This window comes from Roseibium sp. (assembly GCF_048260565.1).
In the GTDB taxonomy this organism is placed as follows: Bacteria; Pseudomonadota; Alphaproteobacteria; order Rhizobiales; family Stappiaceae; genus Roseibium.
The window spans coordinates 869,029-895,640 of record NZ_JBLXGP010000001.1 but is presented as its reverse complement, the minus strand read 5'-3'; the positions used below and the strand labels follow the sequence as shown (position 1 = coordinate 895,640).

Here is a 26,612-nt window from a genome sequence, read left to right as displayed (position 1 = left end):
GCCGGGCCCGGTAATATCCTTAAACAAGGAGTTCCCATGCTTGAAGTGAAGAACCTCAGCAAGCATTTCGGCGGGATCACCGCAGTCAATAATTGCAGTTTCACGGTCGAGCGCGGTTCGATAACCGGCCTGATCGGCCCGAACGGTGCGGGAAAGACCACGGCCTTCAATTGCATCAGCCGAACGATGATGCCGTCGGCGGGCGAGGTCTGGCTGGACGGTACGCGCATCGATACCCAGCGCCCACACCAGATCACAGCTCACGGATTGTCCCGTACCTTCCAGATATCGCGCAATCTCGCGGATATGACAGTACTGGAAAACGTAATCTGCCAATCCAAGATCCGCGGTTGGCGGGACCTGTTTCGCCCCGCCATGAGCAAGGAGGAAATCGACAAGGCCTGCGGCATCCTCGATTTTCTTGGTATTACCCGGATCGCCCATGAGGACGGTTCCAATCTCAGTTATGGCCAGAAGAAGCTCATGGATCTTGCCGCGCTTTTGATGAGCGATCCGAAGATCATCCTCCTGGACGAACCGGCAGGCGGTGTGAACCCGACTTTGCTGGAAGAGATTATCGGCCATATCCGGAAGCTGAACGAAAAGGGACTGACAGTCCTGATCGTGGAACACAACATGGACCTGATCATGCGGCTCTCCCATCGCATCGTCGTGATGGCGCAAGGGCAGGTGATCGCCGATGGCGAACCAGCCGATATCCAGGAAGATCCGACAGTTCTGGAAGCCTATCTGGGCGGTGTGACCGAGGAGGCGGCCTGATGGAAAAGCTTCTGGAAGTCGCCAGCCTGACCGCCGGTTACGGCGACGGTCCGGCCATTCTGGACGGTGCGCACCTGACGGTCGAACCGGGCAAGATCCATTGCATCATAGGTCCGAACGGCGCCGGCAAATCCACTCTGCTCAAGGCCATCTGCGGTATGCTGAAGGTCCGCAAGGGCGACGTGAAATTCAAAGGGGAAAGCCTGAAAGGCCTTCGCCCCGACCAGGTGCTGCGCAAGGGCATCTGCTTCGTGCCTCAGGAGCGTGCGCTGTTTCCGAAAATGACCGTGCGCGAGAACCTTCGCATGGGCGGGTATTCGCTCGCCGACAAGTCCGGCCTGGAAAAGCGGATCAACGAGATCGAGGAGCGTTTTCCAATCCTTCGCGAACGCCGCGATCAGCATGCCGGCACCATGTCGGGCGGACAGCAGCAAACCCTTGCCATGGCCCGCACGATGATCATCAAGCCGGACATCGTCATGCTCGACGAACCATCGCTCGGACTGGCACCGAAAATTGTCGCGGAAATGTTCGACATCATGCGGCTGATGGCCGGGGAGGGGATCACCATTCTGCTCGTCGAGCAGAACGCCCTGACGGGCCTGAAGAATTCAGATTGGGGTGTGGTTCTCGATCTGGGGCGGACCCTGTTCGAAGGGCCGGCGGACGATGTGCTTTGCGATCCGCGTATCCAGGAACTCTATCTCGGCGGAAAGAAGGCTGCGTAATGGGCGAGATCATTCAAATCATCATTCTCGGCCTGGCCCTTGGTGGGGTTTATGCCCTGATGGGGTCCGGGCTCAGCCTCGTTTTCGGGGTGATGCGGATCGTCAATCTCGCGCACCCGGTCCTGATCATGGGCGGATCCTATGTGGCCTATTGGGGCTTCCGGCTTTACGGGGTGGATCCTCTCGTCATGCTGCCGGTTGCGGTGGTCATCCTGGCGGCGACCGGGGTTATTCTTTACAAGCTGGTCTTTGAACGGGAAGCGCGCTCGGCGAAATATTCGGAGATGACGGTTCTCCTGACCTTTGCTCTGGCGATGGTCGTGGAAGGCGGGCTTGGCACGGCCTTCACCAACACGCAGCGGGTGACCTCGCCGGACTACGCGACCGATGCCATCTTTATCGGGGACGTCTTCATTCCGACGGGCCAGCTTTATGCCGGCATCGTCTCGCTGGCGATTATTTCCGCCCTTGCGCTGTTCCTGAAGTATTCCCGGTTCGGCTATGCCATCCGCGCCACGACCCAGAACCGGGAAGCGGCCGAGTTGCTCGGGGTCAATGTGAACTTCGTCGGTCTCGTCAGCTTTGCGATCGGCCTGGGTCTTGCCGGTGCGGCCGGGTCGCTGGTGTCCTTCGTGTTCTCTTTCTATCCATCCAAACACTGGGAGTGGATTGCGATCCTGATGTCGCTGGTCGTGCTCGGAGGCATGGGCTCGATTCTGGGTACGGTGCTGGCCGCCCTCATCCTTTCGGTCGTTGCGGCGTTCGTCGGCACCTATTTCGGCGCGACCTGGTCGACGCTCACCTTCTTCGTCGCGCTCTTTGTGGTGCTCATGGTCCGGCCTCAAGGGCTGTTTGGCGAAAAACCGGAGTTGGCATAGTGACTAGTCTTGATACCAATGATGTAATCACGGCCCGGAAAGCCTACTACGCGGGTCTCGCCGGCGAGGCAGACAAGGGGCGAGTGGTCTGGTTCCCGATCGCCTTTCTGGCAGTTCTGCTTGTATTGCCGGTCTTGCAGTTCACCGGAAACTACAACTACCTGATCCACCTGGTGCTGTTCACGGCCAGCTATGTGGTGATGGCGTCCGGATGGAACATCCTTGGCGGCTTTGCCGGCTACATTTCGCTCGGCCATAATGTGTTCTTCGCCGTCGGCGGCTATTTCGCCGGGATGATTTTTGCCCGCTACGGGATTTCGACGATCATCCTGGCGCCATTGGCAGGGCTGGTCGCCGCTGCCCTGGGTTATCTGATTGGTCTGATTACCCTGCGGGTGAGGGGCCCATCCTTCATCATCTCGTCGCTTGCACTGGTGATGATCTTCAAGATTCTGTTCGACAACTGGGATTTCGTCGGCGGATCGAACGGGTTGTCACTGGCCGCGAATGACCTTCCGGTTCATTGGGCCAAGCTGCCCTACTACTATGCCTTTGTCGTCATGGCCGCCTTTTCGGTCTGGGCAAGTTTCAGGATCAAGCACTCCAAATTCGGTCTCGGTCTGAGGGCGATTTCAAAGGACGAGATCAAGTCCGAGAGCGCGGGGATCAATACCCGGTTCTACAAGGTTCTTGCCTTTGCGATCTCCGCCTTTTTCGTCGGCATGGCCGGGGCGGTCTGGGGCGAATACCTGACCTACATCCGGCCCAATATCTTCCTGATTATTCTGGTGTCGGTGAACATGGTGCTGATGTGCATCCTGGGCGGGAAGGGGACGATCGCAGGTCCGGTCATCGGCGCGATCCTGCTGGTCGCCTTCAATGAATTCTTCGTCGCAACGCTCGGCGCTTCGGAGATCAACATCTTCGCGACCGGCATGATCATGATGCTGTGCCTGATGTTTTTTCCGCTCGGCATTGTCGGCACGCTGGCACGCCACAAGAAACTTCCCCGCATACTGAACTGGGACTGATCTTATGACCGATTTCGTCCTTTACAACGCTCCCCAGTCCACCTGTTCGCAGCGGGTGCGCTATTCCCTGCATGCCAAGGGGCTGGATTTCGAGGAACACAAGCTGGACCTGTTCTCCGGGGATCAGCTCAAGCCGGAGTATCTGGCTATCAATCCCAACGGGGTGGTGCCGGCCCTGGTTCACGACGGGACGCCGATCATCGACAGCGCCGTGATCCTGGAATACCTGGAAGACGTCTTTCCGGACCGGGCGCCCATGCGGCCGGAAGATCCGCGGGAGATGGCGAAACTCAGGGCGATGATGCGCTTTGTCGACGAGGTGCCGACGCCGGCAATCCGGGTGCCGTCCTACAATCTGGCGTTCCTTCCTCACTTTCAGGCCATGACGGAGGAAGACTTCCAGGCCCTTTGCGACAGCAAGCCGCTGCGCCGGGAATTCCTGATGAAGATGGGGCGGACCGGCTTTCCCAAGGCGGATATGGATGAGGCCCTCGGCAGACTGCGCAGGGGGATCGAGCGCATGGCCATTTGGCTCGCCGAGAGCGGCGGTCCCTGGATCATGGGTGACAAGATCAGCCTGGTCGATCTGGCGATCATGCCGGTGATCGTGCGCATGGACGATATCAACCTCGGATCGATCTGGGACGATCACCCCGTAATTAGTGACTGGCTGGACCGGATCCGGGCAACAGAGCCCTTTCGGACGACCTATTACCACGGGGCCTTGCTTACCGAGAAATATCCGCATCTGGCCAGATTGCGGGAACAGAAGACGGTCGAGGCCTAATCCGGTAATGCAGTTGCTTCCTTACATGCTGGCCGCCCTGGTCGTTGGAATAGTCGTATCGTTCCAACCACCGATGAACGGCATGCTGGCAAGGTCGGTCGGCAGCGCCTATGGCGCGGCCGCTGTTTCGATCGGTGTCGCCTTCGCCAGCATTCTTTTGTTCCTGCTCGTGATGGGGCATGGCGAGATCAGCCGGAGAACACTCGGGAGCGTGCCCTGGTGGGTCTATCTCTCCGGCACGGTGGGAGCGGCTTTCGTCGCTGCGGGCGCCGCGATAGCGCCTGTGACGGGCGGACTGGTCTTTTTTATCTGTATCGTTGCAGGTCAGCTGGTCGGATCGATGCTGGTGGACCATTTCGGTGCCTTCGGGCTCGAAGTCCGCACCATGTCATTCATGAGGTTTCTCGGACTTTTGATGGTCCTGGGTGGGGCCATTCTGGTCAGCCGAAGCTGACCGGGCGCCTTTGAAAGTTATTTCGTCTGCAGGTGCAATCGATTGCACCTTTTGGAAACAGGACTGCGACGACCCCATGCCCGAAGCCTCAAGGCCCGGTGCGGGAGTCGCAAAGAGGAGACAAGACAATGAACCGCGCACTGACACCGAACCTTCTCACGCCCCAGGATCTTGAGCACCATTGGCGCTGGGAGGGACGGCTTCCCGCATGGGGACACACTTCGGTCGATTTCGAGCGTCGTGTCGACCATGACCGGCTGCGGCGCTACCGGCTGGCCCGCACGCGCCAGGCGCTGAAGGCGTCCCCGGCAGGTACGCTGCTTCTGTTCGACGTCAACAACATCCGCTACGTGTCGTCGACCAAGATCGGCGAGTGGGAACGGGACAAGATGTGCCGGTTCTGCCTGCTGACCGGCGACGATTCCCCTTACGTGTGGGACTTCGGCTCCGCGGCGGTCCACCACAAGAAGTTCTCCGACTGGCTGGAGCCGGACCACTGCCGCGCCGGTGTCGTGGGCATGCGCGGGACGATCCCGCCGGAATTCGGCCTGATGCGCAAATACGCCAGGGAGATCGCGGGGCTGATCCGCGATGCCGGCATGGCGGACATGCCTGTCGGGGTCGACTATGCGGAAACGGCCATGTTCCATGCTTTGCAGGAAGAAGGACTCAACGTCATCGATGGCCAGCAGATCATGTTGTCGGCGCGCGAGATCAAGAACTGGGACGAGATCCAGTTGCTCACCCAGGCGGCGTCGATGGTCGACGGCGTTTATCACATGATCTACGAGGAGCTTAAACCCGGCATCCGCGAGAACGACATCGTCGCCATGTCGAACAAGATGCTCTACGAGATGGGCTCCGACGACGTCGAGGCGATCAACGCGATCTCCGGCGAGCGCTGCAATCCGCATCCGCACAACTTCACCGACCGCTACTTCCGCCCCGGCGACCAGGCCTTCTTCGACATCCTGCAGTCCTACCAGGGCTACCGGACCTGCTACTATCGGACCTTCAACATCGGCCGGGCGACGCCGGCCCAGCACGACGCCTATGTGAAGGCGCGCGAATGGATCGATGCGTCGATTGCCATGATCAAGCCGGGCGTTTCGACCGACAAGGTCGCCGAGGTCTGGCCGAAGGCGGAGGAGTTCGGCTTCCCGAGCGAGGAGGCGGCCTTCGGGTTGCAGTTCGGTCACGGCCTGGGCCTGGCGCTGCATGAGCGTCCGATCATCTCCAGGGCCGTCTCGCTCGATCACCCCATGGAGATCCGGACGGGGATGGTGTTCGCGCTGGAGACCTATTGCCCGGCGGCCGACGGCTATTCGGCGGCGCGGATCGAGGAGGAGGTCGTGGTGACGGACACGGGCTGCGAGGTGATCTCGCTGTTCCCGGCCGAAGAGCTTCCGATCGCCAACCGCTACTGAGTAATCCATCCGACATCTGGAAGGTCCGGCCGGTTCAGAAGGCCGGACCCGTTTGCGGGAGTTTATGATGGCAGCCAAAGCAGCCAGAAAATCCAAATCCAATACTGAAAGCTATCTGCGCATGTACCGGCAGATGGTGCGCATCCGCGCGTTTGAGGACAATGCCAACCAGCTGTATCTGTCGGCGAAGATGCCGGGCCTGACGCACATGTATTCCGGCCAGGAGGCGGTGGCTGTGGGCATCTGCGAGGCGCTGGAGGATACGGACTATATCACCTCCACCCACCGCGGCCATGGCCATTGCGTCGCCAAGGGCGCGGAGTTCAGGCAGATGTTCTGCGAACTCTTGGGCAAGGAGGAAGGCTATTGTCGGGGCAAGGGCGGTTCGATGCATATCGCCGACCAGAGCCACGGCAATCTCGGCGCCAACGCCATCGTCGGCGGCTCCACCGGCATTGCCACCGGTGCCGCACTCACCGCCAAGTACCTGAAGACCGGAGCGGTTGCCGTCTGCTTCTTCGGCGACGGCGCGACCGCGCAGGGGCTTTTGTACGAGGTGATGAACATGGCCTCGCTGTGGAAGCTTCCCGTCATCTATGCCTGCGAGAACAACGGCTATTCGGAATATACCAAAACGGATGAGATCGCCGCCGGCTCCCTTACGGAACGGGCGAAAGCCTTCGGAATGGAGGCCTTCCATGTGGATGGCCAGGACGTGCTGGCAGTGAACGAGCTCACCCAGGATCTGGTGGCGCGCGCCCGCAAGGGTGAAGGCCCGTTCTTCGTGGAACTTGAGACCTACCGTTATCACGGCCACCATGTGGGCGACATCAACCGGACCTACTACCGCTCCAAGGAAGAAGAAGCGGAGTGGAAAGAGAAGCGCGATCCGATCGTCAACTTCGGTAAGTGGCTGACGGCGCAAAAGATTGTGACGGCCGACGATCTTGCCGCGATCGACACGGAGGTGAAGGCGGATGCCAAGGCGGCCGTCGATTACGCCCTTGACGCCAAGTATCCGGATGCGTCGGAAGTGACCATGCATGTCTATGCGGAGGCGTCCTGATGCGCGAGATCACGCTCTCCCAGGCGGTCAACGAGGCGGTCGCGGAAGAAATGCGCCGGGACCCGAAGATTTTCCTGATCGGCGAGGACGTCGCCGAAGCCGGGACCCCGTTCAAGGTGCTCTCCGGCCTTGTGGAGGAGTTCGGCACCGAGCGAATCATCGACACGCCGATCTCCGAGCCTGGATTCATGGGTATGGCGGTCGGGGCCGCCATGACCGGGTCGCGGCCGATCGTCGACCTGATGTTCGGCGACTTTCTGTTCCTGGTAATGGACCAACTCTGCAACCAGGCGGCCAAGACCCATTACATGTCCGGCGGCAAACTGAAGGTGCCGCTGGTTCTTCGGACCAATCTGGGCGCCACCCGGCGCTCCGCCGCCCAGCATTCGCAGTCCTTGCATGCGCTGGTCGCCCATATTCCGGGGCTGAAGGTGGCGTTGCCGTCGTCGGCCTATGAAGCCAAGGGTCTGTTGAAGACGGCGATCCGGGACGACAACCCGGTCGTCATCTTCGAAGACAAGCTGATGTACAACGACAAGGCACCGGTGCCGGAGGAGGAATATCTTCTTCCCTTCGGCCAGGCAGCGGTCCTGCGGGATGGCAAGGACGTGACGCTGGTGGCGACCTCCTCCATGGTTCAGGTGTGTCAGAAGGCGGCGGAGCTTTTGGAAACAGACGGGATCTCGGCGGAGGTGATCGACCCGCGCACGATCGTGCCGCTGGATGAAGACACAATCGTCGGCTCGGTGAAGAAGACCAGCCGTGCGGTTGTGGTCGACGAGGGGCACCAGAGCTACGGGGTAACGGCAGAGATTGCCGCGCGGATTGCCGACAAGGCCTTCTATCACTTGGATGCCCCGGTGCAGCGCATCGGCGCCATGGACGTGCCGGTGCCGTTCTCGCCTGCACTGGAAGACCTGACCGTGCCGACGCCGGAAAAGGTCGCCGAGCGCGCGCGCAAACTCTGTCGGGGGGAGATCTGATCATGGCCCATGACGTGATCATGCCCGCCCTCGGCATGGCGCAGGAGACCGGGTTGATCCTGGCCTGGCGTAAGAGCCCGGGTGATGCGGTCAAGGCCGGCGACGTGCTGATGGAGGTGGAGACCGACAAGGCGGCGATGGAGGTCGAGGCCCAGGCGGACGGATTCCTGAGCGAAGTGCGCGCGGAGGAAGGCGCGGAAGTGCCCGTCGGCGAGGTGATCGCGGTAATCTCCGAAAGTGCCGACGACGTCAAGGCGACGCCCAAAAAGCAGGAAGAGCCCAAACAGGAGGCGGCGCCAAAAGACGCCCCGAAAGTGGAAGCTCCCCGGAAGGACGCGCCGAAGCAGGAGGCTGCCCCCGCACCGAAGGCCGAGCCGGCTCCTCAATCAGCTAAGATGGCAGTCCCAAAGGCACCTGCAGACCAGCCGGTTAACGGCAAGGTGCTGGCCTCGCCCAAGGCAAAGCGCCTTGCACAGGACCGCGGACTCGATCTGACCCGTCTGGCAAAGGCCGGCCATCCCCAGCCGTACCGTGTGGCGGATCTGGAGGTGCTGGCTGCCATGCCCGGAGCGGGAGGGACTTCAAGCGCCGGGTCAGCCGGGACCGACCGGCTGATGGCGCGCGCACGGGTCATGGCGGAGGCCTTCGACGGCTTCTGCGGATGGCTTGCCACCGAGAGCAGAATTGGGGGCGAAGCGGACACGGATGTAGGCAGGGTGTTGGCGTCGTTTGCCGCCGGCAGCCTGCGGTCTGTCACCGGGGCTGCCGATCTCACCGTGCGGGTCATGACCCCGCGCAAGCAGCCGAGGACCTATGCGGATCCGGATCTGGCCGGGCTGACCCGACTGTCGGCCTCGGAGGCGGAACCTGAGCCGGATCTGTTCGTTTACGACCTGACGGCAACCCGTCTGACCCATGCGGAGCTTGCGGCAGCCCATGCGCCGACCTTGACCGTGGCCCGCGACGGGGTCAGGCTGGTCGTCACCCTGGCGGCCTCTCCCGACCGGCTCGATGACGAGGCCCTGATTGCCTGTCTCGACGCCTTTGCCGGGCGGCTGGAAGAGCCGCTAAGACAGCTTCTCTGATTTATAAGGACAAGTTCCATGAACAAACCTGCTTTGAATATCGATGCGCAGCAGTTTTTGTCCGATCTCTATATTAATGGAGACTGGCGTGCCGGCGCCGGCGGGGAGCGCTTCGACGTGCTCAACCCGGCAACCGAAGAGGTGCTGACATCGGTTGCGTCCGCTGAGATCGCCGATGCCGATGCCGCCCTTGACGCAGCCGAAGCCGCCTTTGCCGATTGGTCAGCGCGCAAGCCGCGCGAGCGGTCCGAAATCCTGCGCAAGTGCTTCGAGCTGATGACCGCCCGTCTCGACGACTTCGCCAAACTGATCACCCTGGAAAACGGTAAGGCGGGGGTCGATGCCAGGGGAGAGGCGGCCTATTCGGCGGAGTTCTTCCGCTGGTTTGCCGAAGAAGCGGTGCGCGCCGACGGTCTGATCACCCATGCGCCGGCCTCCGGGGCGCGGATCATCGTCCAGCACAAGCCGGCCGGTATCGCGGTTCTGGTGACGCCCTGGAACTATCCGGCCGCCATGGGCACCCGCAAGATCGCACCGGCGCTCGCCGCCGGCTGCCCGGTGATCATCAAGCCCGCTTCGGAAACCCCGCTCACCATGCTCGCGCTGATGCCGCTTCTGGAAGAGGCGGGCGTGCCGAAGGGCCTTGTCAACGTGCTGCCGTCGAAAAAGACCGGCGCGCTGGTCGACCACATGCTGCACGACCCGCGTGTCCGGGTGGTCTCCTTTACCGGCTCCACCCAGGTCGGGCGCAAGCTCCTGCATTCGGCCGCCGACAATGTGCTCAAGCCCGCCATGGAGCTTGGCGGCAACGCACCGCTGATCGTGTTCGAGGACGCCGACATCGATATCGCGGTCGAGGGCGCCATGCTGGCCAAGATGCGCAACCTGGGCGAGGCCTGCACGGCGGCAAACCGGATCTATGTGCATGAGGCGGTCGCCGACGCCTTTGCCGACAAGATGACTGCCGCCATGGCCGGGCTGAAGATGGGCAACGGCCTGGACCCGGATGTGGACGTCGGACCGCTGGTCAATGCGGACACGCGCGACAAGGTCGCCGCCTTCGTTGACGACGCGGTTCAAAAAGGCGCGAAGGTGCTCCTCGGCGGCAAGGCGCCGGGCGGCACGGGCTTCTTCTATCCGCCGACGGTAATGACCGATGTGCCGATTAATGCCGACTGCGTTCATGACGAGATCTTCGGGCCGGTCGCGGCGATCCAGACCTTCACCGACCAGGAAGACGTCATCAGGAGGGCCAACGACACGGAGTACGGGCTGGTGGCATATGTCTTCTCCGAAGACATGAAGCGGGCACTGCAGGTCTGCGAGCGGCTCGATTACGGCATGGTCGGCCTCAACCGGGGGCTTGTCTCCGATCCTGCGGCGCCCTTTGGCGGCACCAAGCAGTCGGGCCTCGGCCGGGAGGGCGGCCACGAGGGTATGCTGGAGTTCATGGAAACCCAGTATATCTCCGCGAGCTGGTAAGGAGCCTGCCTTGAACACGGTCATCGCCAGTCCTTCCGTCCGTGCCCTTGCCGCGCGCAAGGGCATCGACCTCAACGATCTCGGGCGGAGCCTTGGCCGGGAGACGCTGGCGCGCGAAGATGTGGAAGGCACTAGTGGTGGCGGGGCGTCCGCCGCCGCTTCTCCCTCTGCGGACACCGCCTACTGGGACGTGGACCATAGCCAGTACGGTCCGGTGCGCGAGGAACCGATGTCCCGGTTTGCGCAAGTTGCGGCGAAGAACCTCGCCGCCGCCAATGCGCTGATCCCCCAGGTCACCCATCACGACGAGGCCGATGTCTCCGCCATCGAGGCCTTCCGGCAATCCCTGAAGGACGAGGCGTCCGAGGCGGGCGTGAAGCTCACGGCCCTTGCCTTCCACGTCAAGGCGCTCAGCCACTGCCTGCGCACATTCGAGACCTTCAACGCTTCCCTCAGCGCGGATGGCAAAAAGCTCATCCTCAAGGATTACGTTCACATCGGCATTGCCGTCGACACGGCTTACGGCCTCACCGTACCGGTCATCCGCAACGCCGACCGGAAGGGTCTCTTTGCCATTGCTCAAGACATCGCAGATCTCGCCGCCAAGGCCCAGGCGCGCAAGCTGCCGCCCGGTGCCTTCGGCGGCGCCTCCATGTCGATCTCGAACCTTGGCGGCATCGGCGGCATCGGCTTTACCCCGATCGTCAATCCGCCCGAAGTCGCCATTCTCGGCATTACAAAGGCCAGAATTCAGCCGGTCTGGAATGGGGAGGTCTTTGTGCCAAAGCCTATGGTGCCGCTCGATCTCTCCTACGATCACCGCGTCATCAACGGGGCAGACGCGGCACGCTTCCTCAGCCAGTATGCTAGCCTGATCAGCGAGCCCAGACGCTTGATGCTCTGATCGTCTAGCAGAATGTAAAAAGTCGCCGGGAGGAACAGGGGTGACTGAGACAAATGTCACGTTTTGCGTAAACGGGGAGGACAGGACGGTTTCCGGCCGGTCCGACATACCGCTCCTTTATGCCTTGCGGGAGGAACTGGGGCTCAAGGGAACCCGGTTCGGGTGTGGCGATGCAGCCTGCGGTGCCTGCACCGTCATTATGGATGGCAGGGCGGTAACCTCCTGTGACCTGCCAATATCCGCAGTGGCGGGGAAATCGGTCGAGACAGTCGAAAGTCTCGACACGGATCCACCGCATCCGCTGATCGCTGCGGCGATCGCTCAGCAGGCGGGCCAGTGCGGTTATTGCCTGCCGGGAATTCTCATGGCCGCCAAGGCCTTGCTTGACCGGAACAAACATCCGGGTCGAGCAGAAATCATCGCCGCACTCGACGGCAATCTGTGCCGCTGCGGGACCCACACAAGGATCATTCGCGCAATAGAGCAGGCGGCTGGAACGATGGCGGAGGCGGGCGAATGAGTGCGTCCAAACCTCCAATGCCGCTCACTGCCGCGCCGCTGATCAGCGATTGGATCCGGGTTTCGCCAAACGGTGAGATAACGGTGCTTTCCGGGCGGGTCGAACTCGGCCAGGGCAGCGGATCGGCAATCTGCCGGATGGCCGCCGATGAACTCGGCTGCGCGGCTGTAGCACTCACACTTGAGGCTGGACATACGGGACTGACGCCGAATGAGGGGTTCACGGCGGGCAGCATGTCGATCTCCGGTGGCGGTCAGGCCGTCAGATGGGCCGCATCGGCTTTTCGGAACCTCGTCCTGAAAGCGGCTTGCCAACGCTTGGGGTGCGAGGTCGAAGATCTCGATCTAAGCAACGGATTTGTCCTCAAGGATGACGTTCCAACGGACCTGACGATTGGCGAACTGGTCGGGGATCTTGCTCTTGATCAGCCAGTTGTCGAGTGGGCCGTGCCGCTGACGCATGAAAAAAAGCGTTTCGCTGCGGGTGCGCTTCGGCTGGACCTGAAGGAGCGGCTTACCGGCGCCCCCTTCGTTCATGACATGGAACGGCCCGGTATGCTTTACGGCAAGCCGCTGCATCCGCCGAGCATGACGGCGGTGCTGGAAGACCTCGATCTGGAGGCGCTGAAAGCCCGACCGGGAGTGGTTTCGGCGGTCCGTGACGGCAGTTTTATCGGCATTGTGGCCGAAACGGAGGTGGAAGCCATCGCCGCTGCCCGTTGGGCGCGGGCGCGCGCCAGATGGGTCGACCGGGCGCAGGCGCCGAACGACCCGATACAAGCGATCGGGACGTCTACGGAGCCTGCGGATGTCGTGGTGCAGAACGGGAAGATCAACGGCGCGGAAGGGCGGCAGTTCGAAACCACCGTTTCGCGGCCGTATCTGCATCATGGATCCATCGGACCTTCGGCTGCGGTCGCGGAATGGCAGGGTGAGGAACTATCGGTCTGGTGCCACAGCCAGGGCGTCTATCAGCTTCGGTCCGCGCTCGGCATGGTGTTCAGGCAACCTGAAGAACGGATATTTGTGATCCATCGTCCCGGGGCCGGTTGTTATGGACACAATGGAGCCGACGATGCGGCGCTCGACGCGGCGCTGATGGCGAAGTCCGTTCCCGGCCGACCGGTCAAAGTGGTTTGGAGCCGCAGGGACGAATTCCAGTCCGCGCCCATGGGGCCGGGGATGGTGACGCAGTGCGCGGCGACGGTCGGGGATGACGGCAGGATCTCGTCCATGCGCATCGAGGTGAATTCGGCCCCCCATGCCAATCGGCCCGGCGTCAACGGAACACCGAATTTGCGTGCGGCAGCCTATCTGGAAAATCCCATGACGCCAGCGCCGTCAACGGACATTCCGCTTGCACGCGGAGGCGGAGCTGACCGTAACGCGGTCCCGATTTACGCGATCCCGAATCTCGAAGTCTCCAAACGGATCGTCCATTCCCTGCCTTACCGGTCGTCATCGCTGCGCGGACTTGGCGCCTACACGAATGTCTATGCGATCGAGACGCTGATGGACGAGATCGCATCGGAGCTTGGGATGGATCCGGTTGTCTTCCGTCTTGCCCATCTGGAAGACGAGCGCGCCAAGACGGTGATCGAGGCCGTCGACGATTGCGCCGGATCCTGGCGCGCCCAGGCATCCGAACCGGGCATCGGCTGGGGCCTGGGGTTCGCGCGGTACAAGAACACGGCGGGCTATTGCGCCGTCATGGCTCGTGTCGAGATCGATCAGGAGATCCGCGTGACTGACGTCTATGCGGCGGCCGATATCGGAGAGGTCATCAGCCGGGACGGCGCCCTTAACCAGATCGAAGGCGGGATCCTTCAGTCCATGAGCTGGACCCTGAAGGAAGCCGCCCGGCTGGAAGGCAGTCAGGTCGCCGCCGAAAGCTGGCTCGACTATCCGATCCTGAAATTCTCCGATGTGCCGAACCTCTCTGTCCGCCTTCTGGAACCGCCCGATGAACCGCCGCTCGGCTGTGGCGAAATTTCACAAGGGCCGACCGCTGCGGCACTGGGCAACGCGGTTCGTTCCGCCCTCGGTGTGACGGTCCGGGACCTGCCCCTGACCCGGGACCGGGTGATGCAGGCACTTTTCTGAAAGCATCGCTTTACCCAACCAACGGAGAAAGAAACTTAGCCGGCGCGATGTGTGGTATCCTTTGAACGGTGGCATAAGCCACCAGGAAACGACGGGAGGGCATCATGCATCAGACGTCTCCTTACAAGCATTCGCTTATTCTCCGGAACTTCGGTCATTGCGACCGCTGCATGAAGAAGGCGCTTATGTCTTCCTTATGCGCCTGGGGCGTATTTGCACTGGTTTCGTCGACCGGCGCATATCCGACCCTTGCACTGGCAGCAGCCCTGATTGCCTGCGGGGCAAGCCTGCTCTGGTTCGCCCATCTGACCGGTTACGCCTTGCGGGCGACACGGTCGTTGAAGGCGGTCCCTGTTGACCCTACCGGCAGGCGCAGAACACTTGGTCTGATGGTCCGGGCAGCGGGTATCGGTATGCTGGCTTCCGTCCCGGTGACCTTGCTGCCGACGGCCGCGGCTGCTTTCTGCGGGCAATGCACGAAAAATGCCGATTGCGGTTATGGCTTCAGCTGCAAGAACACGGCGCCGGTCAATTCCGGCAAGGTGTGCAACGAATGCGTTGAAGACTAACGGACGCAAGGCGTCCTTAGCCTGATTACTGAGGCGATGGCGATTCCTGAAACGAACCGAGCGTGCGCCCAAGGGCGCGCCGCAGGAGGAAATGTGTTGCCCTGAATTTACCCGCATCCGTAACCGAATCCGTTTAATCTGAAGCTGAGGCATCGGCAGGAGTGACCTATGCCCGCAGATTGCCGACGGAAAGAGGGGAGGGAATATGGATCAGGACCTTTTCGAAAAGGGTTTGGCAAAACGCAAGGCAACTCTCGGCGGCGAATATGTCAACAAGGCCTTTGAAAACGCCGGTGATTTCAACCTTCCCTTTCAGGAAGCGATGACCGCCTGGTGCTGGGGTTTCGGCTGGGGCGACGAGACGATCGATGCCAAGACCCGATCCATGATGAACCTCGCAATGATCGGAGCGCTCGGCAAGATGCATGAGTGGGAAACCCATTGCCGGGGTGCGCTCAACAACGGCGTGTCGAAAGAGGAGATCCGGGCGATCGTCCACGTGGTCGGTATCTACTGCGGCGTGCCGCAGGCCATGGAGTGTTTCCGGGTAGCCACCAAGGTGCTTAAGGAAAACGACCTGCTCTAGGAGGATGTACCGATTAGAGCTGGCCCGGGATCTGGTCTATACCTCCGGCTCTTGAAGCGTTTGCGGTGCGACCTACTTGCGTCGTGAGCCGCTTGCGGCTACCGAAGCAGACCCGTTCCCATATCCTCACAACGCATAAGCCCGTATTCATGATTGTCGACAGCCACTGCCACCTTGATTTTCCCGATTTCGACGGCGAGCGGGACGAATTGATCGCCCGCGCCCATGAGGCGGGGGTCGATCTGATGGTGACGATCTGTACCAGGATACGGAAGTTCGATCAGGTGCGGGCGGTCGCGGAAGCCTATGACAATGTCTATTGTTCGGTCGGCACCCATCCGCACAGTGCTGGAGAAGAGCGCGGCATCCCGGTAGAGGAGATCGTCGCGCTCACCAATCACCCGAAGGTGGTGGCGATCGGCGAAGCCGGGCTTGACTATTTTTACGACAAGGCGCCTCGGGACGCACAGGCCGAAGGTTTGCGCATCCATATCGATGCCGCGCGCAAGACGGGCCTGCCGCTCGTCATTCATTCGCGGGACGCCGACGAGGACATGGCCGCCATCCTGCGCGAGGAAATGGGGAAGGGGGCCTTCCCGGCCCTTCTGCATTGCTTTTCCTCCGGACGCGATCTTGCCCTGGCCGGCATCGAACTCGGTCTCTACGTTTCCTTTTCCGGGATCCTGACCTTCAAGCGCTCCGAGGAATTGCGGGAAATCGCAAGGGAACTCCCGGCCGACCGACTTCTGGTCGAGACGGATGCGCCCTATCTGGCGCCCCAGCCAAAGCGGGGCAAGCGCAACGAACCGGCCTATACGGCCATGACCGCGGCGGTTCTTGCCGAAACCCGGGGCGTTTCTTTAGAGGAAATGGCGGATCAAACGACGGAGAATTTCTTCCGGCTGTTTTCGAAGGTGCCGAAACCGGCGCACCTGCAGGCGAGCGCAGAATGAGCGGGGAACTTACGGTCACCATCCTCGGTTGCGGGTCGTCAGGCGGCGTGCCCCGGATCGGTAACGACTGGGGCGCATGCGATCCGGCGGAACCTAAAAACCGGCGCAGTCGCTGTTCCATCCTGATCGAACAGATCGGTGAAAACGGCAAGACCACCGTTCTGGTGGACACCGGTGCCGATATGCGCCAGCAGCTTCTTGATGCCGATGTGCAGCATCTGGATGCGGTTCTCTACACCCATCCGCATGCGGATCATCTTCACGGTATCGACGATCTCCGGGCCCTGACCATCAGGCATCGTCAGCGCATACCTGTCTATATGGATGCCCAGACCTTTCAAAAAGCCCTCGGCGCCTTCGACTATTGTTTCACGACACCGCATGGCTCGTCTTATCCGCCGATCCTCGAGCGGCACGAACTCGTGGCTTACGAGGATTGCGTGATCGATGGGGCAGGCGGACCGATCCGGTTTCTGCCCCTGGAAGTCGAACACGGGGAAATCAAGTCGTTGGGATTTCGGTTTGGCGGGATTGCCTATCTCCCGGACGTCTCGGATATCCTGGCGCAGTCGCATGAAGGCTTTTCCGATCTGGATGTCTTCATTGTAGACGCGCTGCGCAGAACGCCGCACCCGAGCCATTTCTCGCTGGATGATGCCCTGGCCTGGATCGATTATCTGAAGCCGAAGACAGCCGTGCTGACCAACCTGCACAACGATATGGATTACGCCACTTTATGCGGAGAACTGCCGGATCATGTCGTTCCGGCTTATGACGGCATGCAGATTGAGGCCAAGGCCTGAGTTGCCAGACATTTACCGGTCAGGGCTTTGAGCTGCCGGTACCATAGGCCGCCAGTATCATCTGCACCGCCGATTCCACAGTTGCGTTGATTTCTTCCTGTGCTGGCATGTGGCCCGGATGGAACATGGCTCTTTTTCCGATCCGTGAGCTGCACAGATCCATGAACTGGCAGGCAGCCAGCTCTGTATCGGGGCAATTCAGCTCGCCGCTTTCGACGTATTTTTCCAAAAAGCGGCCGAAGGTTTCCATGCCCTTCTTCGGGCCGGCGTCATAAAGCAGCGCACCGAATTCGGGAAATTTTTCGATCGCTCCGATGACCATTCGGATCGTCGACAGTCTTTCGGCATTAAACATCTGTTCGATAAAGACACGGCCGATTTTGGTCAGGGAATCGTGCAGATTGCCTTCGCCGGCGGCGCAATCGAGAAGAGCTTCCGCCTGTTTCATACGGTCTTTCAGGATCAATTCCCGAAACAGGGCTTCCTTGCCGGGGAAATAGACGTAGAGCGTGCCCTTGGAAACGCCCGCTGTCCGGGCGATCTGGTCCATGGAGGCTCCATCGTAGCCGTGAGACAGAAATACCTCGCGTGCACCGTTCAGGATCTGCCGGCATTTGGCCGTGTCCGGGCGGGGAGTGATCTTTTCGTCTACGGTTTCGTCGATTTGCGTCACGTCACGGCGGTCCATTCGTTGGGTTTCCGATAGCGCGGAAACAGGTTCGCCAAGTCTACCGTCTCAAACTGCCGGAATAAAGCGAAGCCGAAGCAGTGCCGCGTCGCCGGTCGTTAAAGCCTCCAAAAATTTTTGGTTCAGCCGATTGCGCCGCACAATTCAATTGCGTATATAGTATTGACCGAACCGTTCAGTCAATATTTTTGAGTTTGGCGGCCATCCGTTCGGAAATAGCGACAAGGGTATTCATCTGTGAGCACAGAGACGCAAGACGCCGAGGCGCCCGCTACAGCGGCTGGAGCCACCACGGGTTACAAGGCCGTGGAGCCCGCTGAAACAAAGGTGGCCGCGACTGTCCCCACGAAGCCGAAGAAAAAGGCGAGGCGCAGGATCATCCTGCTGGTGCTTCTGACTGCGGCTCTTTCCGGCGGGGCCTACGAGGGACATGCGTGGTGGACGCACGGCCGGTTTATTGAATCGACCGACGATGCCTATGTGAATGCGGATATCACCGTCATTCTGTCCAAGGTCTCGGGTTATGTTTCCGAAGTCGAACAGGATGACAACGCCTTTGTGCGGAAAGGGGATATCCTGTTCCGCATCGATGACGGCGACTACCGTCTGGCAGTTGAAGCCGCGCGCAACAGTCTCTCGTCCGCCAAGGCGACGGTCGACCGGATTTCCGAACAGATCAAGGCCGCCGAAGTCTCGATCAGCGAAGCAAAGGCAGGTCTGCTTGCCGCGCAAGCAGCCAAAGAAGACACAGACCTGACTTTTGACCGCAGGTCCAAGCTGACGGTCAACAACGTCATCAGTCAGGCGAGCCTCGATTCAGCGCGCACAGCGCAGAAAAGCGCGGATGCGAATGTCCAGAAGGCGGCGGCTGCCATCGATCTGGCGAGAGCCAATGTCGAGGTTCTGAAAAGTCAGAAACAAGAGGCCGAGCAGGCCGTAAAATCGGCCGAGACAGCGCTGGAAAAGGCGAAGCGGGATCTCGGCTTCACGATCGTGAAGGCGCCAGTCGACGGTATTCTTGGCAACCGTGCCGCACAGGTCGGTTCCTTCCTTCAGGCTGGAACCCGCGTCGCGGCCATCGTTCCGATCAGCGAAGCCCATGTGGATGCGAACTTCAAGGAAACACAGCTCGGCAAGATTTATCCCGGTGCGGAAGTGCATATGTCCGTTGATGCCTATCCGGGCCAGATACTGACCGGCCGTGTGGAAAGTATCTCGCCGGCGACCGGTTCGGTTTTCAGCCTGCTTCCGTCCGAAAATGCAACCGGTAACTTCACCAAGGTCGTTCAGCGGGTTCCGGTGAAGATCGAGGTCGATCCGGATGATGCAAGGACCCATCCCTTGCGCGCCGGCATGTCCGTAATTGTCGAAGTGGATACGCGGACCGGATCCCCCGCATCCGATGGTGCCCAAGTGGCGCTTCGGCAGTAAAAGGCCGCCCCGGCATGGCAAACACCGTGGCTCAGGGTCATCCGGATCAGGTCATCACCGGACGCAGGCTGTTTACCTTCCTGTGCATGGTTTTCGGCATGTTCATGGCGATCCTGGACATCCAGATCGTGTCCGCGTCCCTGCCCGAAATCCAGTCGGGCCTGAGCGCGTCCCAGGACGATATCGCATGGGTCCAGACGGCCTATCTGATCGCGGAAGTGATCATGATCCCGCTTTCCGGATATCTGTCGCGGATGCTGTCGACACGCTGGATGTTTGCCATGTCGGCGGCCGGCTTTACCCTCATGAGCATGATGTGCGCGACCGCCTCGACGATTGAGGAGATGATCGTCTGGCGGGCGCTGCAGGGCTTTATCGGCGGGGGGATGATCCCGACGGTTTTCGCTTCCGCCTATACCATCTTTCCCCGTGAGAAGTTCAGTGTCGTGTCGCCCATTATCGGTCTTGTTGCGACCCTTGCTCCGACGATCGGTCCAACGCTTGGCGGATACCTGACCGAATGGGCTTCCTGGCACTGGCTGTTCCTGATCAACGTGATCCCGGGGATTTTCGTGACAATCGCCGCGGTCACGCTGATCGATTTCGACAAGCCTGATTGGTCTCTGTTCAAGCATTTCGATTGGATCGGGTTCGCTGCCATGGCGATCTTTCTGGGGTCGTTGGAATTCGTTCTAGAGGAAGGCTCCGGGGAAGACTGGTTCCAGAGCGAGGAAATTCTGCTGTTCAGCATGGCGACCGTTATCGGTGCCGCGGTGTTCTTCTGGCGGGTGTTCACCGTGCGCGAGCCCGTGGTCGATCTGCGCGCCTTCTCCAACCGGAATTTCACCATCGGCTGCATCTTCAGCTTCACGATGGGGATCGGCCTTTACGGGCTGACCTACCTTTATCCGGTCTATCTCAGTTCGGTCCGGAACTACAGTTCGCTGCAGATCGGAGAGACCATGTTCGTTTCCGGTGCGGCCATGTTTCTGACGGCGCCGATCGCCGGACGCATGATGAGCATGATGGACCCGCGGATCATGATGGCCATCGGATTCACCGGTTTCGGGATCGGTACCTGGATGGTGACCGGCCTGACCCATGACTGGGACTATTGGGAATTGTTCGTACCGCAGATCCTGCGCGGTTGTTCCCTTATGATCTGCATGGTGCCGATCAACAACATCGCCCTTGGCGTGCTGCCGCCGGCGATGATCAAGAATGCCTCGGGCCTGTTCAACCTGACCCGGAACCTGGGCGGAGCCGTCGGTCTTGCAGTTATCGGCACGATGCTCACCAACCGGCAGGATTTCCACTATGCGCGTCTGGCGGAAAGCGTCAACTGGGCGCGTCCGGTCGTGAATGAAACCCTGACCATGATGAGCCATGCCTATTCGGCGCTCGGCAATCTGGCTGAAACCGCCGGGTTGAAAACGCTGTCGGGAATCGTGACCCGCGAGGCGATCGTCATGTCGTTTTCGGACGTGTTCCTGTTGCTGACGACGCTTTTCGTCGGCCTGGTTTTCGCGCTTGTCCTGGTAGAAAAACCGGCGGCGGCCGGTGGCGGCGGTGGCGGACACTAGCGAATCCGACCTGTCCCCGATAGGCTGACCGGATGGTAGAGACGGGCGATCCAAGCGATGACGGAGGTGGCCAGCGAGGCCGGCAAAATCGGGCTGCCCAAAGAAAGTACAAGCTGCCGACGGAAGAACGTCTGACGAGAGCGGCTGTTCACTATCTGGACCGTTATGCGTCTTCGCTGGAAAATCTTCGGAATGTCCTGAGCCGCAAGGTGAAGCGTGCAGCGACCGCCAATGGCCGTACTCCGGATGAATTCCAGGACATAATTGACCGGGTCGTAGAGAAATGCCAACGGGCCGGGATGGTGGATGACAGGACCTATGCGGAAACGAAATTGTCCGGCTTGCGGCGGCGCGGTCGCTCCAAGCGGCAGATCGAGGCGACGCTGGCCGCTAAGGGGGTCGATCGCAATCTGATCGCAACCGTCATTGAGCAGGACGGTACGTCAGAACTGGAAGCTGCCCTGACTTACGCACGGCGGCGCCGACTGGGGCCCTGGCGGACAGGGGGGCAACGTGAGGAGCGCCGGGAGAAAGATATGGCGGCGCTTTGCCGGGCCGGATATCCGTATGAGATTGCGCGCAAGGTGATCGATGCTGCGGACGACGGGGAGGCGACATCCGCAGCCTTTTGAACCCTTATGCCGCCTGGCTGGACTTGTCCGCTGCGGGCGTGCGGATTGTTTTCAGGGCTCCGGCCCATTTATCGAGCTCCGCAAGCATGTCGGTCGCGCCTTTTTCGTGAAGCTCGTTGGCATTGAAGCCATTTTCGTCCAGAAACTCGCCATAGCCCGGAATTGTCACGGCCTCGGGCACAGGAACCACCTTCAGGGCGCTCAGCATCGGCTTGAGCGACTGAACGCCACGCAATCCGCCGGAAACGCCGCCGTATGAGACGAAACCGGCTGGTTTATAGGCCCATTCCTTCGAGAGATAGGTCAATGCATTGATGAGCGAAGCCGGTGCGGTGTGATCATATTCGGGCATGATGAAGACATAGGCATCGCCCTTGTCGATGGTTTCGCTCCAGCGCTTGGTATGGTCATGCTCATATTTCTGCATGACCGGATGGTGCGGCTCGTCAAAGACAGGCAGATCGAACTCGGAAATGTCTACAACATCTATCTCGAAGTCGCTGTTATTGCTTGCATATTTTGCAAACCAACGCCCTATCTCCGGGCCTTTGCGGCCTGGTCGGGTGCTGGCCAGGATGACTTGCAGACGTAGCGGCATGGCTTTTCGTTCCTTTTGGTATAAAATTGATACTTAGGAACGAATAAGTACTGGAATGCTGCAATGCAAGAAGGAACACATCTGGACCTTGGGCACATACATGTTACCGGCGGCTGCAAGCGGATTACACCGATTCTGGCGCGTATCGGCGACAAATGGACGTTGCTGATCGTCTGTATCCTGGCAAACGGCCCAATGCGGTTCAGCGAGCTGAAACGCCGGATCAACGGCATCTCGCAGCGCATGCTGACATTCTCGCTGCGCGGGCTTGAACGAAACGGGCTGGTGTCGCGGACTGTTTATCCGTCGGTGCCGCCACATGTGGAGTACGAGTTGACGGAACTGGGCCGATCGCTGCTCGAACCGATCCGACATCTGATGACGTGGGTTGGAAAGAACGTTGATTGCGTCGAAGCCGCGCAGCAGCAGTATGATGCGCGCCATAGCGAATGACCGCGTCAACGAGAAGGATCAGCGCGACAGGACATGAAGGATCCTGCAGAAACCGGCGCTAAAGTGCATATCTAATAAAGTTCCATAATATATATTATGCGAATTAAATGTGCGCCGAGACCGGCCCAGCATGATTGGAGATGCCGCAGTCCCCACCTCTATTTATCCCGCTCGAGATCAACGTTGGTAGGAAGACCGGCTTCGACACGTCTGAAGCAATGTTGTCAAGCGGTCTCATGGTTGCTTGCGGGAGCCGTTTGTGACGAGTCCTCGCTGACTTCATTTGCGAAGAGAAACCGGGCTTCGGCATCCGCATCCAGTTGAAGCGTAAGCGTGTCTTCGGTTCCGTTGAAGGCAATTATCGTTTTGCCGTCGCGTTGCGCAACAGTCATGTCTTCGCGGCTGTATCCGGCGCCAATTTCGACTGTGATATCGCCTGATGCAGATACAACATCGTTTCCTGAGCCCTTATCGAACAAGATCCGAGAGCCCGCTCCGACCTGGATCCGATCCGTACCGGCTCCGCCGTCGACGGTCGCTTCGGCGCCGGCACTGATATAGTCATTGCCATTTCCCCCATACACCTTCGAACGATCTTGCGCTGAAATCCGGTCATCGCCGTCTCCCGCCAGAATGCGTGAGTTCTTTCCGGTTCCAATCACGTCGTTGCCGGCGCCGCCATCGACATAGGCATAGTCGTAAGTCTGCACCGTGTCGTCGCCATCGCCAGCGTGTATGTGCGCGCTGTCATAGGCGATGATGGAATCGTTGCCTTCGCCAGCATATACGCGACCCTGGTTGTAGACCTGGATCTGATCGTTGCCTTCACCGGCATCGATGTAGGCCTTATCGTATGCGCTGATAACGTCGTCCCCACGGCCGGCCAGCACATTCGCATTGTCATAAGCTGAAATGGTGTCATTCCCGTCGCCGGCGGAAACGTCCGAGTTGTTGTAAGTCTTAATATGATCGTCGCCCGCCCCTGCATCTATCACGGCATTATTATAGGTGCTGATCCGGTCATTTCCCGCCCCGCCCGACACGGTTGCCCGGTCATAGGCGCGGATTTCGTCGTCTCCGGCACCTCCGCTTAGCCTGGAGTTGTCGTAGGCCCGCAGGATATCGTCGCCGGCATCGCCAAAGAGAGCCGAATTGGCGTAAGTGCTGATGTAATCGTTACCGTCACCGCCCTTGACGAATGCATTGGCATAAGTCTCGACCCGATCGTCACCGGGTCCAGCGTCGATTATCGCATTTTCTTGCGCGCTGATCGTATCGTTCCCCGCTCCGGCAAAAATCACCGCGTAGTCATCCGCATTTATCCGATCGTCAGCTGCGGTTCCCTCGTAAACGGTGTAACGACTTGAATTCTTAGAAGATTCAAGTTGTGCGATGAGGCGTCTGGCCGATTCGAGATCCGCGACAGCCTTTTCGATCCGCTTCCTGACAGGATCGGATTGACCGGCCTGGGCGGCTTTATCCTTGTCACTGCCGGCAGAGGGCTCTGAGCCGGATTTTTCAAGTTTGACGGCGGTTTGAGTATGTCTTGAACTCAGCCCTAAAGATGTTCGATACATTTCTACAGGAACACCAAGCATACCCGTTTCCTTCCAGTCTTCGACGAGTTTCAACCGTGAGCTGATTCACTTTCCGAACTCTTAAAAAACGCGAGCCGGACTTGCCAAGACCCTCCACTCGTTCCCTCGCCTTCCTGCCAACATGGAAAGTTGCGGTTCCCTGCTTCCCGATAGACGCCGGCTATGCGGCGGTATAACGTTCGGGCTTTAAAAGGTTTTCATCGGTCGGCATCGGATTTTCATGGCTTCCAGGAAGCAAACCGCCAAACGGATCAATCTCGCGCTTCAAGGTGGCGGCGCGCATGGTGCGTTTACCTGGGGCGTGTTGGACTGGATGCTCCAGGACGAGCGTTTCATCATCGATGGGATATCCGGTACTTCGGCCGGCGCCATGAATGCGGTGGTTCTGGCTTCGGGACTGGAAGCCGGCGGTGAAGACGGCGCCCGCGCCTATCTGGAAGACTTCTGGCGCGAAGTCAGCCGGCAATCCTTCTTAAGCCCGATCAAGCGCTCGCCGATCGATATTGCCCTTGGCCAGTGGAGCCTCGATTTTTCGCCGAGTTATCTGGCTTTCGACATTCTGTCCCGGTTCTCCTCGCCTTACGAATTCAATCCGCTCAACATCAATCCGCTGCGTGATGTGGTCGACAAGGTCGTCGATTTCGACCGGGTCCATCGTTGTTCCGCGCTGAAGCTGTTCGTGGCGGCCACGAATGTGCATACGGGCAAGATCCGCGTTTTCAGAGAAAAAGACGTCACGCTGGACGCGGTCATGGCTTCCGCCTGCCTGCCGCATATGTTCCAGGCCGTGGAGATCGATGGCGTGCCTTATTGGGACGGTGGTTATATGGGTAATCCGCCGCTCTATCCGTTGTTCTACCACACGGATACGCCGGACGTGGTCCTTATCCAAATCAACCCGGTACAGCGGCGCGAGACGCCGAAGACGGCACGCGAGATCCTGAACCGCCTGAATGAGATCACGTTCAACTCCACTCTCCTGCGGGAGCTGCGCGCGATCGACTTCGTCAGTCGGCTGATCGAAGACGGCAAGCTGTCGCCCGACGAGTATATGAAGGTGCACCTCCATCGTATCACGGCGGATGAACTCAAGCCGCTACAGGCGTCGTCCAAGGTCAATGCGGAATGGGCGTTCCTGACGGAACTCAAGGACATCGGCCGCAACGCCGCGCGGGAGTGGATGGATCGGCATTACGACGATATCGGCAAACGGTCGACGGCCGACCTCTCGGAGGAATATTCCTGAAGGATTTCAACCCGTTGCAAATGTCAGTTCAGGGTCGGGCCCGCTGCTTTCCTATTTCGCGATAGAGCGCTTCCGGGGTGACGCCGATCTGGCGGGCAAGCTGGACCCACTCGCCTTTCGGCGGCAGGTCGCCGTGCCATGCCAGCCAGGCCTGGAGCCGTTCCCGGACTGTTTTGAGCGACAGGATCTCGTTCTGCAGCCGTATGAGCTGGACTTCGCGCGCGAGCCTCGCGGCCCAGGTTTCCGCAAAATCTGGGTTTTGCCGGAAATGTGTAAGGAAGGCGTCTTTCGGGACGATTTCGACGATGGCTTCAAGGCGGGTCACCGCGTCGCAATGATAAATGGCGGCGAACACGGAAGCCTCGGCGACAACATCGCCGGGCTTGGCCCTTTGCAGGACAATCATGCCCCCTGCTTCCTGGTGCCGAACCAGTTGAACCTCTCCTTCGGCGACACGAAACAGGCTCTGGACCGGATCGCCTCGATGGAACAGGTACGCACCCGGATCGAACCGCCGTTTTTGGCTGGCGAGACCGCCGAAGAGATTGTTTGCGCTGAATGACATGATAGCTATCATGTCCAAAGGCGTCCTGTTCCGGCAAGATAAAACGACAAATCAGACAACCCGGAGTGCCTCAATGATCCGTTACGCCCTCGCCGCCGCCCTGATAATTGCACCGGTAACGACGCAAGCCGCACAGATGGAGACCGGCGGCCACATGGGCCATGACCATCAGATGCAGCATAATGCCGGAACCGGAATGCAAGCTGCCGAAACACCAAAGGAACCGGGCCAGGGTGCGTTTGCTGCGATCCAGGAGGTCGTCGGCCTGCTCGTCGCCGATCCGCAGACCGATTGGTCGAAGGTCGACATTCCGGCCTTGCGCGCCCACCTGGTAGACATGAACAACGTGACCCTTCATGCCAGGGTCGAGGCCGCGCCCCTCGACAACGGCTATCGCTTCACGGTCACAGGAACCGGAGAGGTGAAGGATTCGATCCGGCGCATGGTCAAGGCCCACGCGGCGACCATGAACGGGGTCGCCGGATTTACCTATGCCGCAGAAGACAGTCCGGATGGCGCTGTCATGACGGCATCGGTGGCGGATCCGGCCGACCTGACGAAATTGCATGCCCTCGGGTTTATCGGCATCATGACGCTGGGTGCTCATCATCAGGACCATCACCTGGCGATCGCGTCCGGCCAATCGCCGCATCACTGAGAAGGGTCTGCCCGGCTGGCAG

At 60.1% G+C, this 26,612-nt stretch carries 28 protein-coding genes; 24 read left to right on the top strand and 4 right to left on the bottom strand.

All coding sequences use genetic code 11. The features are described from left to right. The first annotated feature begins 36 nt into the window (after positions 1-36). The 18 genes from ACN0SO_RS04060 (at position 37) to ACN0SO_RS03975 (ending at position 17,138) form a co-directional block, all read left to right on the top strand. A complete protein-coding gene (locus tag ACN0SO_RS04060; protein ID WP_417674767.1) occupies positions 37-780 on the top strand; it encodes an ABC transporter ATP-binding protein in 744 nt (247 codons plus the stop codon). Next, entirely contained in the window at positions 780-1,508 is a 729-nt protein-coding gene (locus ACN0SO_RS04055) for an ABC transporter ATP-binding protein (RefSeq protein ID WP_417674765.1), read from the top strand. The genes ACN0SO_RS04060 and ACN0SO_RS04055 overlap by 1 nt, the downstream gene beginning before the upstream one ends. Beyond that, entirely contained in the window at positions 1,508-2,386 is an 879-nt protein-coding gene (locus ACN0SO_RS04050; protein ID WP_417674763.1) for a branched-chain amino acid ABC transporter permease, read from the top strand. Before ACN0SO_RS04055 ends, ACN0SO_RS04050 begins: the two co-directional genes overlap by 1 nt. Next, the gene (locus ACN0SO_RS04045; RefSeq protein ID WP_417674761.1) at positions 2,386-3,417 is read left to right on the top strand and encodes a branched-chain amino acid ABC transporter permease; all 1,032 of its coding nucleotides are present in this window, start codon (positions 2,386-2,388) and stop codon (positions 3,415-3,417) included. Before ACN0SO_RS04050 ends, ACN0SO_RS04045 begins: the two co-directional genes overlap by 1 nt. A gap of 4 nt (positions 3,418-3,421) precedes the next feature. Then, positions 3,422-4,204: a glutathione S-transferase family protein gene (locus tag ACN0SO_RS04040; RefSeq protein ID WP_417674759.1), complete on the top strand. Its 783-nt coding sequence runs from the start codon at positions 3,422-3,424 to the stop codon at positions 4,202-4,204. A 7-nt stretch (positions 4,205-4,211) separates the two neighbouring features. After that, entirely contained in the window at positions 4,212-4,658 is a 447-nt protein-coding gene (locus ACN0SO_RS04035) for a DMT family transporter (protein WP_417674757.1), read from the top strand. A 128-nt stretch (positions 4,659-4,786) separates the two neighbouring features. Continuing rightward, on the top strand, positions 4,787-6,085 hold the full coding sequence (locus ACN0SO_RS04030) for a M24 family metallopeptidase (protein WP_417674755.1): 1,299 nt from the start codon (positions 4,787-4,789) through the stop codon (positions 6,083-6,085). Between the two features lie 67 nt (positions 6,086-6,152). Then, positions 6,153-7,151, top strand: coding sequence for a thiamine pyrophosphate-dependent dehydrogenase E1 component subunit alpha (locus ACN0SO_RS04025; RefSeq protein WP_417674753.1), 999 nt, complete (start codon positions 6,153-6,155; stop codon positions 7,149-7,151). Further along, positions 7,151-8,134, top strand: a complete 984-nt coding sequence (locus tag ACN0SO_RS04020; RefSeq protein WP_417674751.1) for an alpha-ketoacid dehydrogenase subunit beta — start codon at positions 7,151-7,153, stop codon at positions 8,132-8,134. The genes ACN0SO_RS04025 and ACN0SO_RS04020 overlap by 1 nt, the downstream gene beginning before the upstream one ends. A 2-nt stretch (positions 8,135-8,136) precedes the next feature. After that, positions 8,137-9,219 (top strand): biotin/lipoyl-containing protein, encoded by a 1,083-nt coding sequence (locus ACN0SO_RS04015; RefSeq protein ID WP_417674749.1) that lies wholly within the window; start codon positions 8,137-8,139, stop codon positions 9,217-9,219. 18 nt (positions 9,220-9,237) lie between these two features. Next, the gene (locus ACN0SO_RS04010) at positions 9,238-10,701 is read left to right on the top strand and encodes an NAD-dependent succinate-semialdehyde dehydrogenase (RefSeq protein WP_417674747.1); all 1,464 of its coding nucleotides are present in this window, start codon (positions 9,238-9,240) and stop codon (positions 10,699-10,701) included. Positions 10,702-10,711: 10 nt separating this feature from the next. Further along, positions 10,712-11,605, top strand: coding sequence for a 2-oxo acid dehydrogenase subunit E2 (locus tag ACN0SO_RS04005; protein WP_417674745.1), 894 nt, complete (start codon positions 10,712-10,714; stop codon positions 11,603-11,605). Between the two features lie 40 nt (positions 11,606-11,645). Further along, positions 11,646-12,125 (top strand): (2Fe-2S)-binding protein, encoded by a 480-nt coding sequence (locus tag ACN0SO_RS04000; RefSeq protein WP_417674743.1) that lies wholly within the window; start codon positions 11,646-11,648, stop codon positions 12,123-12,125. Next, positions 12,122-14,227, top strand: a complete 2,106-nt coding sequence (locus ACN0SO_RS03995; RefSeq protein ID WP_417674741.1) for a molybdopterin cofactor-binding domain-containing protein — start codon at positions 12,122-12,124, stop codon at positions 14,225-14,227. The genes ACN0SO_RS04000 and ACN0SO_RS03995 overlap by 4 nt, the downstream gene beginning before the upstream one ends. 104 nt (positions 14,228-14,331) lie before the next feature. Continuing rightward, entirely contained in the window at positions 14,332-14,796 is a 465-nt protein-coding gene (locus ACN0SO_RS03990; protein ID WP_417674739.1) for a DUF3624 family protein, read from the top strand. A 205-nt stretch (positions 14,797-15,001) separates the two neighbouring features. Then, positions 15,002-15,382, top strand: a complete 381-nt coding sequence (locus ACN0SO_RS03985; RefSeq protein WP_417674737.1) for a carboxymuconolactone decarboxylase family protein — start codon at positions 15,002-15,004, stop codon at positions 15,380-15,382. A 149-nt stretch (positions 15,383-15,531) separates the two neighbouring features. After that, positions 15,532-16,335 (top strand): TatD family hydrolase, encoded by an 804-nt coding sequence (locus ACN0SO_RS03980; RefSeq protein WP_417674735.1) that lies wholly within the window; start codon positions 15,532-15,534, stop codon positions 16,333-16,335. Next, positions 16,332-17,138, top strand: a complete 807-nt coding sequence (locus ACN0SO_RS03975) for an MBL fold metallo-hydrolase (protein WP_417674733.1) — start codon at positions 16,332-16,334, stop codon at positions 17,136-17,138. The genes ACN0SO_RS03980 and ACN0SO_RS03975 overlap by 4 nt, the downstream gene beginning before the upstream one ends. A 19-nt stretch (positions 17,139-17,157) precedes the next feature. On the opposite strand, the gene ACN0SO_RS03970 is transcribed toward ACN0SO_RS03975, so the two are convergent. Next, complete coding sequence (locus ACN0SO_RS03970) at positions 17,158-17,826, bottom strand: TetR/AcrR family transcriptional regulator (protein WP_417674731.1); 669 nt, start codon at positions 17,824-17,826, stop codon at positions 17,158-17,160. A 237-nt stretch (positions 17,827-18,063) separates the two neighbouring features. Here ACN0SO_RS03970 and ACN0SO_RS03965 point away from each other — a divergent pair, with 237 nt between their 5' ends. From ACN0SO_RS03965 to ACN0SO_RS03955, 3 genes are read left to right on the top strand one after another with little or no spacing between them, the layout of a single operon-like run. Further along, a complete protein-coding gene (locus tag ACN0SO_RS03965; protein WP_417674729.1) occupies positions 18,064-19,257 on the top strand; it encodes an HlyD family efflux transporter periplasmic adaptor subunit in 1,194 nt (397 codons plus the stop codon). A gap of 14 nt (positions 19,258-19,271) precedes the next feature. Continuing rightward, the gene (locus tag ACN0SO_RS03960; RefSeq protein WP_417674727.1) at positions 19,272-20,840 is read left to right on the top strand and encodes a DHA2 family efflux MFS transporter permease subunit; all 1,569 of its coding nucleotides are present in this window, start codon (positions 19,272-19,274) and stop codon (positions 20,838-20,840) included. Between the two features lie 32 nt (positions 20,841-20,872). After that, complete coding sequence (locus ACN0SO_RS03955; protein WP_417674725.1) at positions 20,873-21,472, top strand: regulatory protein RecX; 600 nt, start codon at positions 20,873-20,875, stop codon at positions 21,470-21,472. A gap of 4 nt (positions 21,473-21,476) precedes the next feature. Here the strand turns inward: ACN0SO_RS03955 and ACN0SO_RS03950 are convergent, their stop codons facing one another. Next, a complete protein-coding gene (locus ACN0SO_RS03950; RefSeq protein ID WP_417674723.1) occupies positions 21,477-22,070 on the bottom strand; it encodes an NADPH-dependent FMN reductase in 594 nt (197 codons plus the stop codon). A gap of 63 nt (positions 22,071-22,133) precedes the next feature. Between ACN0SO_RS03950 and ACN0SO_RS03945 the strand changes: the two genes are divergently transcribed. Next, on the top strand, positions 22,134-22,523 hold the full coding sequence (locus ACN0SO_RS03945) for a winged helix-turn-helix transcriptional regulator (protein ID WP_417674721.1): 390 nt from the start codon (positions 22,134-22,136) through the stop codon (positions 22,521-22,523). A 224-nt stretch (positions 22,524-22,747) separates the two neighbouring features. On the opposite strand, the gene ACN0SO_RS03940 is transcribed toward ACN0SO_RS03945, so the two are convergent. Then, the gene (locus ACN0SO_RS03940; protein ID WP_417674719.1) at positions 22,748-24,154 is read right to left on the bottom strand and encodes a calcium-binding protein; all 1,407 of its coding nucleotides are present in this window, start codon (positions 24,152-24,154) and stop codon (positions 22,748-22,750) included. Between the two features lie 187 nt (positions 24,155-24,341). Between ACN0SO_RS03940 and ACN0SO_RS03935 the strand changes: the two genes are divergently transcribed. Beyond that, a complete protein-coding gene (locus tag ACN0SO_RS03935; RefSeq protein ID WP_417674717.1) occupies positions 24,342-25,367 on the top strand; it encodes a patatin-like phospholipase family protein in 1,026 nt (341 codons plus the stop codon). 28 nt (positions 25,368-25,395) lie between these two features. Here ACN0SO_RS03935 and ACN0SO_RS03930 read toward each other — a convergent pair whose 3' ends face one another. Beyond that, positions 25,396-25,932: a Crp/Fnr family transcriptional regulator gene (locus ACN0SO_RS03930; protein ID WP_417674715.1), complete on the bottom strand. Its 537-nt coding sequence runs from the start codon at positions 25,930-25,932 to the stop codon at positions 25,396-25,398. 73 nt (positions 25,933-26,005) lie between these two features. On the opposite strand from ACN0SO_RS03930, the gene ACN0SO_RS03925 reads away from it, so the two are divergent. Then, a complete protein-coding gene (locus tag ACN0SO_RS03925; RefSeq protein WP_417674713.1) occupies positions 26,006-26,590 on the top strand; it encodes a hypothetical protein in 585 nt (194 codons plus the stop codon). The last annotated feature ends 22 nt before the right edge of the window (positions 26,591-26,612 follow it).

Coding starts and splice junctions, on each gene's coding strand:
- ACN0SO_RS04060 (WP_417674767.1), top strand. CDS start 37: ATGCTTGAAGTGAAGAACCTCAGCAAGCATTTCGGCGGGATCACCGCA.
- ACN0SO_RS04055 (WP_417674765.1), top strand. CDS start 780: ATGGAAAAGCTTCTGGAAGTCGCCAGCCTGACCGCCGGTTACGGCGAC.
- ACN0SO_RS04050 (WP_417674763.1), top strand. CDS start 1,508: ATGGGCGAGATCATTCAAATCATCATTCTCGGCCTGGCCCTTGGTGGG.
- ACN0SO_RS04040 (WP_417674759.1), top strand. CDS start 3,422: ATGACCGATTTCGTCCTTTACAACGCTCCCCAGTCCACCTGTTCGCAG.
- ACN0SO_RS04035 (WP_417674757.1), top strand. CDS start 4,212: ATGCAGTTGCTTCCTTACATGCTGGCCGCCCTGGTCGTTGGAATAGTC.
- ACN0SO_RS04030 (WP_417674755.1), top strand. CDS start 4,787: ATGAACCGCGCACTGACACCGAACCTTCTCACGCCCCAGGATCTTGAG.
- ACN0SO_RS04025 (WP_417674753.1), top strand. CDS start 6,153: ATGGCAGCCAAAGCAGCCAGAAAATCCAAATCCAATACTGAAAGCTAT.
- ACN0SO_RS04020 (WP_417674751.1), top strand. CDS start 7,151: ATGCGCGAGATCACGCTCTCCCAGGCGGTCAACGAGGCGGTCGCGGAA.
- ACN0SO_RS04015 (WP_417674749.1), top strand. CDS start 8,137: ATGGCCCATGACGTGATCATGCCCGCCCTCGGCATGGCGCAGGAGACC.
- ACN0SO_RS04010 (WP_417674747.1), top strand. CDS start 9,238: ATGAACAAACCTGCTTTGAATATCGATGCGCAGCAGTTTTTGTCCGAT.
- ACN0SO_RS03995 (WP_417674741.1), top strand. CDS start 12,122: ATGAGTGCGTCCAAACCTCCAATGCCGCTCACTGCCGCGCCGCTGATC.
- ACN0SO_RS03990 (WP_417674739.1), top strand. CDS start 14,332: ATGCATCAGACGTCTCCTTACAAGCATTCGCTTATTCTCCGGAACTTC.
- ACN0SO_RS03985 (WP_417674737.1), top strand. CDS start 15,002: ATGGATCAGGACCTTTTCGAAAAGGGTTTGGCAAAACGCAAGGCAACT.
- ACN0SO_RS03980 (WP_417674735.1), top strand. CDS start 15,532: ATGATTGTCGACAGCCACTGCCACCTTGATTTTCCCGATTTCGACGGC.
- ACN0SO_RS03975 (WP_417674733.1), top strand. CDS start 16,332: ATGAGCGGGGAACTTACGGTCACCATCCTCGGTTGCGGGTCGTCAGGC.
- ACN0SO_RS03970 (WP_417674731.1), bottom strand. CDS start 17,826: ATGGACCGCCGTGACGTGACGCAAATCGACGAAACCGTAGACGAAAAG.
- ACN0SO_RS03960 (WP_417674727.1), top strand. CDS start 19,272: ATGGCAAACACCGTGGCTCAGGGTCATCCGGATCAGGTCATCACCGGA.
- ACN0SO_RS03955 (WP_417674725.1), top strand. CDS start 20,873: ATGGTAGAGACGGGCGATCCAAGCGATGACGGAGGTGGCCAGCGAGGC.
- ACN0SO_RS03950 (WP_417674723.1), bottom strand. CDS start 22,070: ATGCCGCTACGTCTGCAAGTCATCCTGGCCAGCACCCGACCAGGCCGC.
- ACN0SO_RS03945 (WP_417674721.1), top strand. CDS start 22,134: ATGCAAGAAGGAACACATCTGGACCTTGGGCACATACATGTTACCGGC.
- ACN0SO_RS03935 (WP_417674717.1), top strand. CDS start 24,342: ATGGCTTCCAGGAAGCAAACCGCCAAACGGATCAATCTCGCGCTTCAA.
- ACN0SO_RS03930 (WP_417674715.1), bottom strand. CDS start 25,932: ATGTCATTCAGCGCAAACAATCTCTTCGGCGGTCTCGCCAGCCAAAAA.
- ACN0SO_RS03925 (WP_417674713.1), top strand. CDS start 26,006: ATGATCCGTTACGCCCTCGCCGCCGCCCTGATAATTGCACCGGTAACG.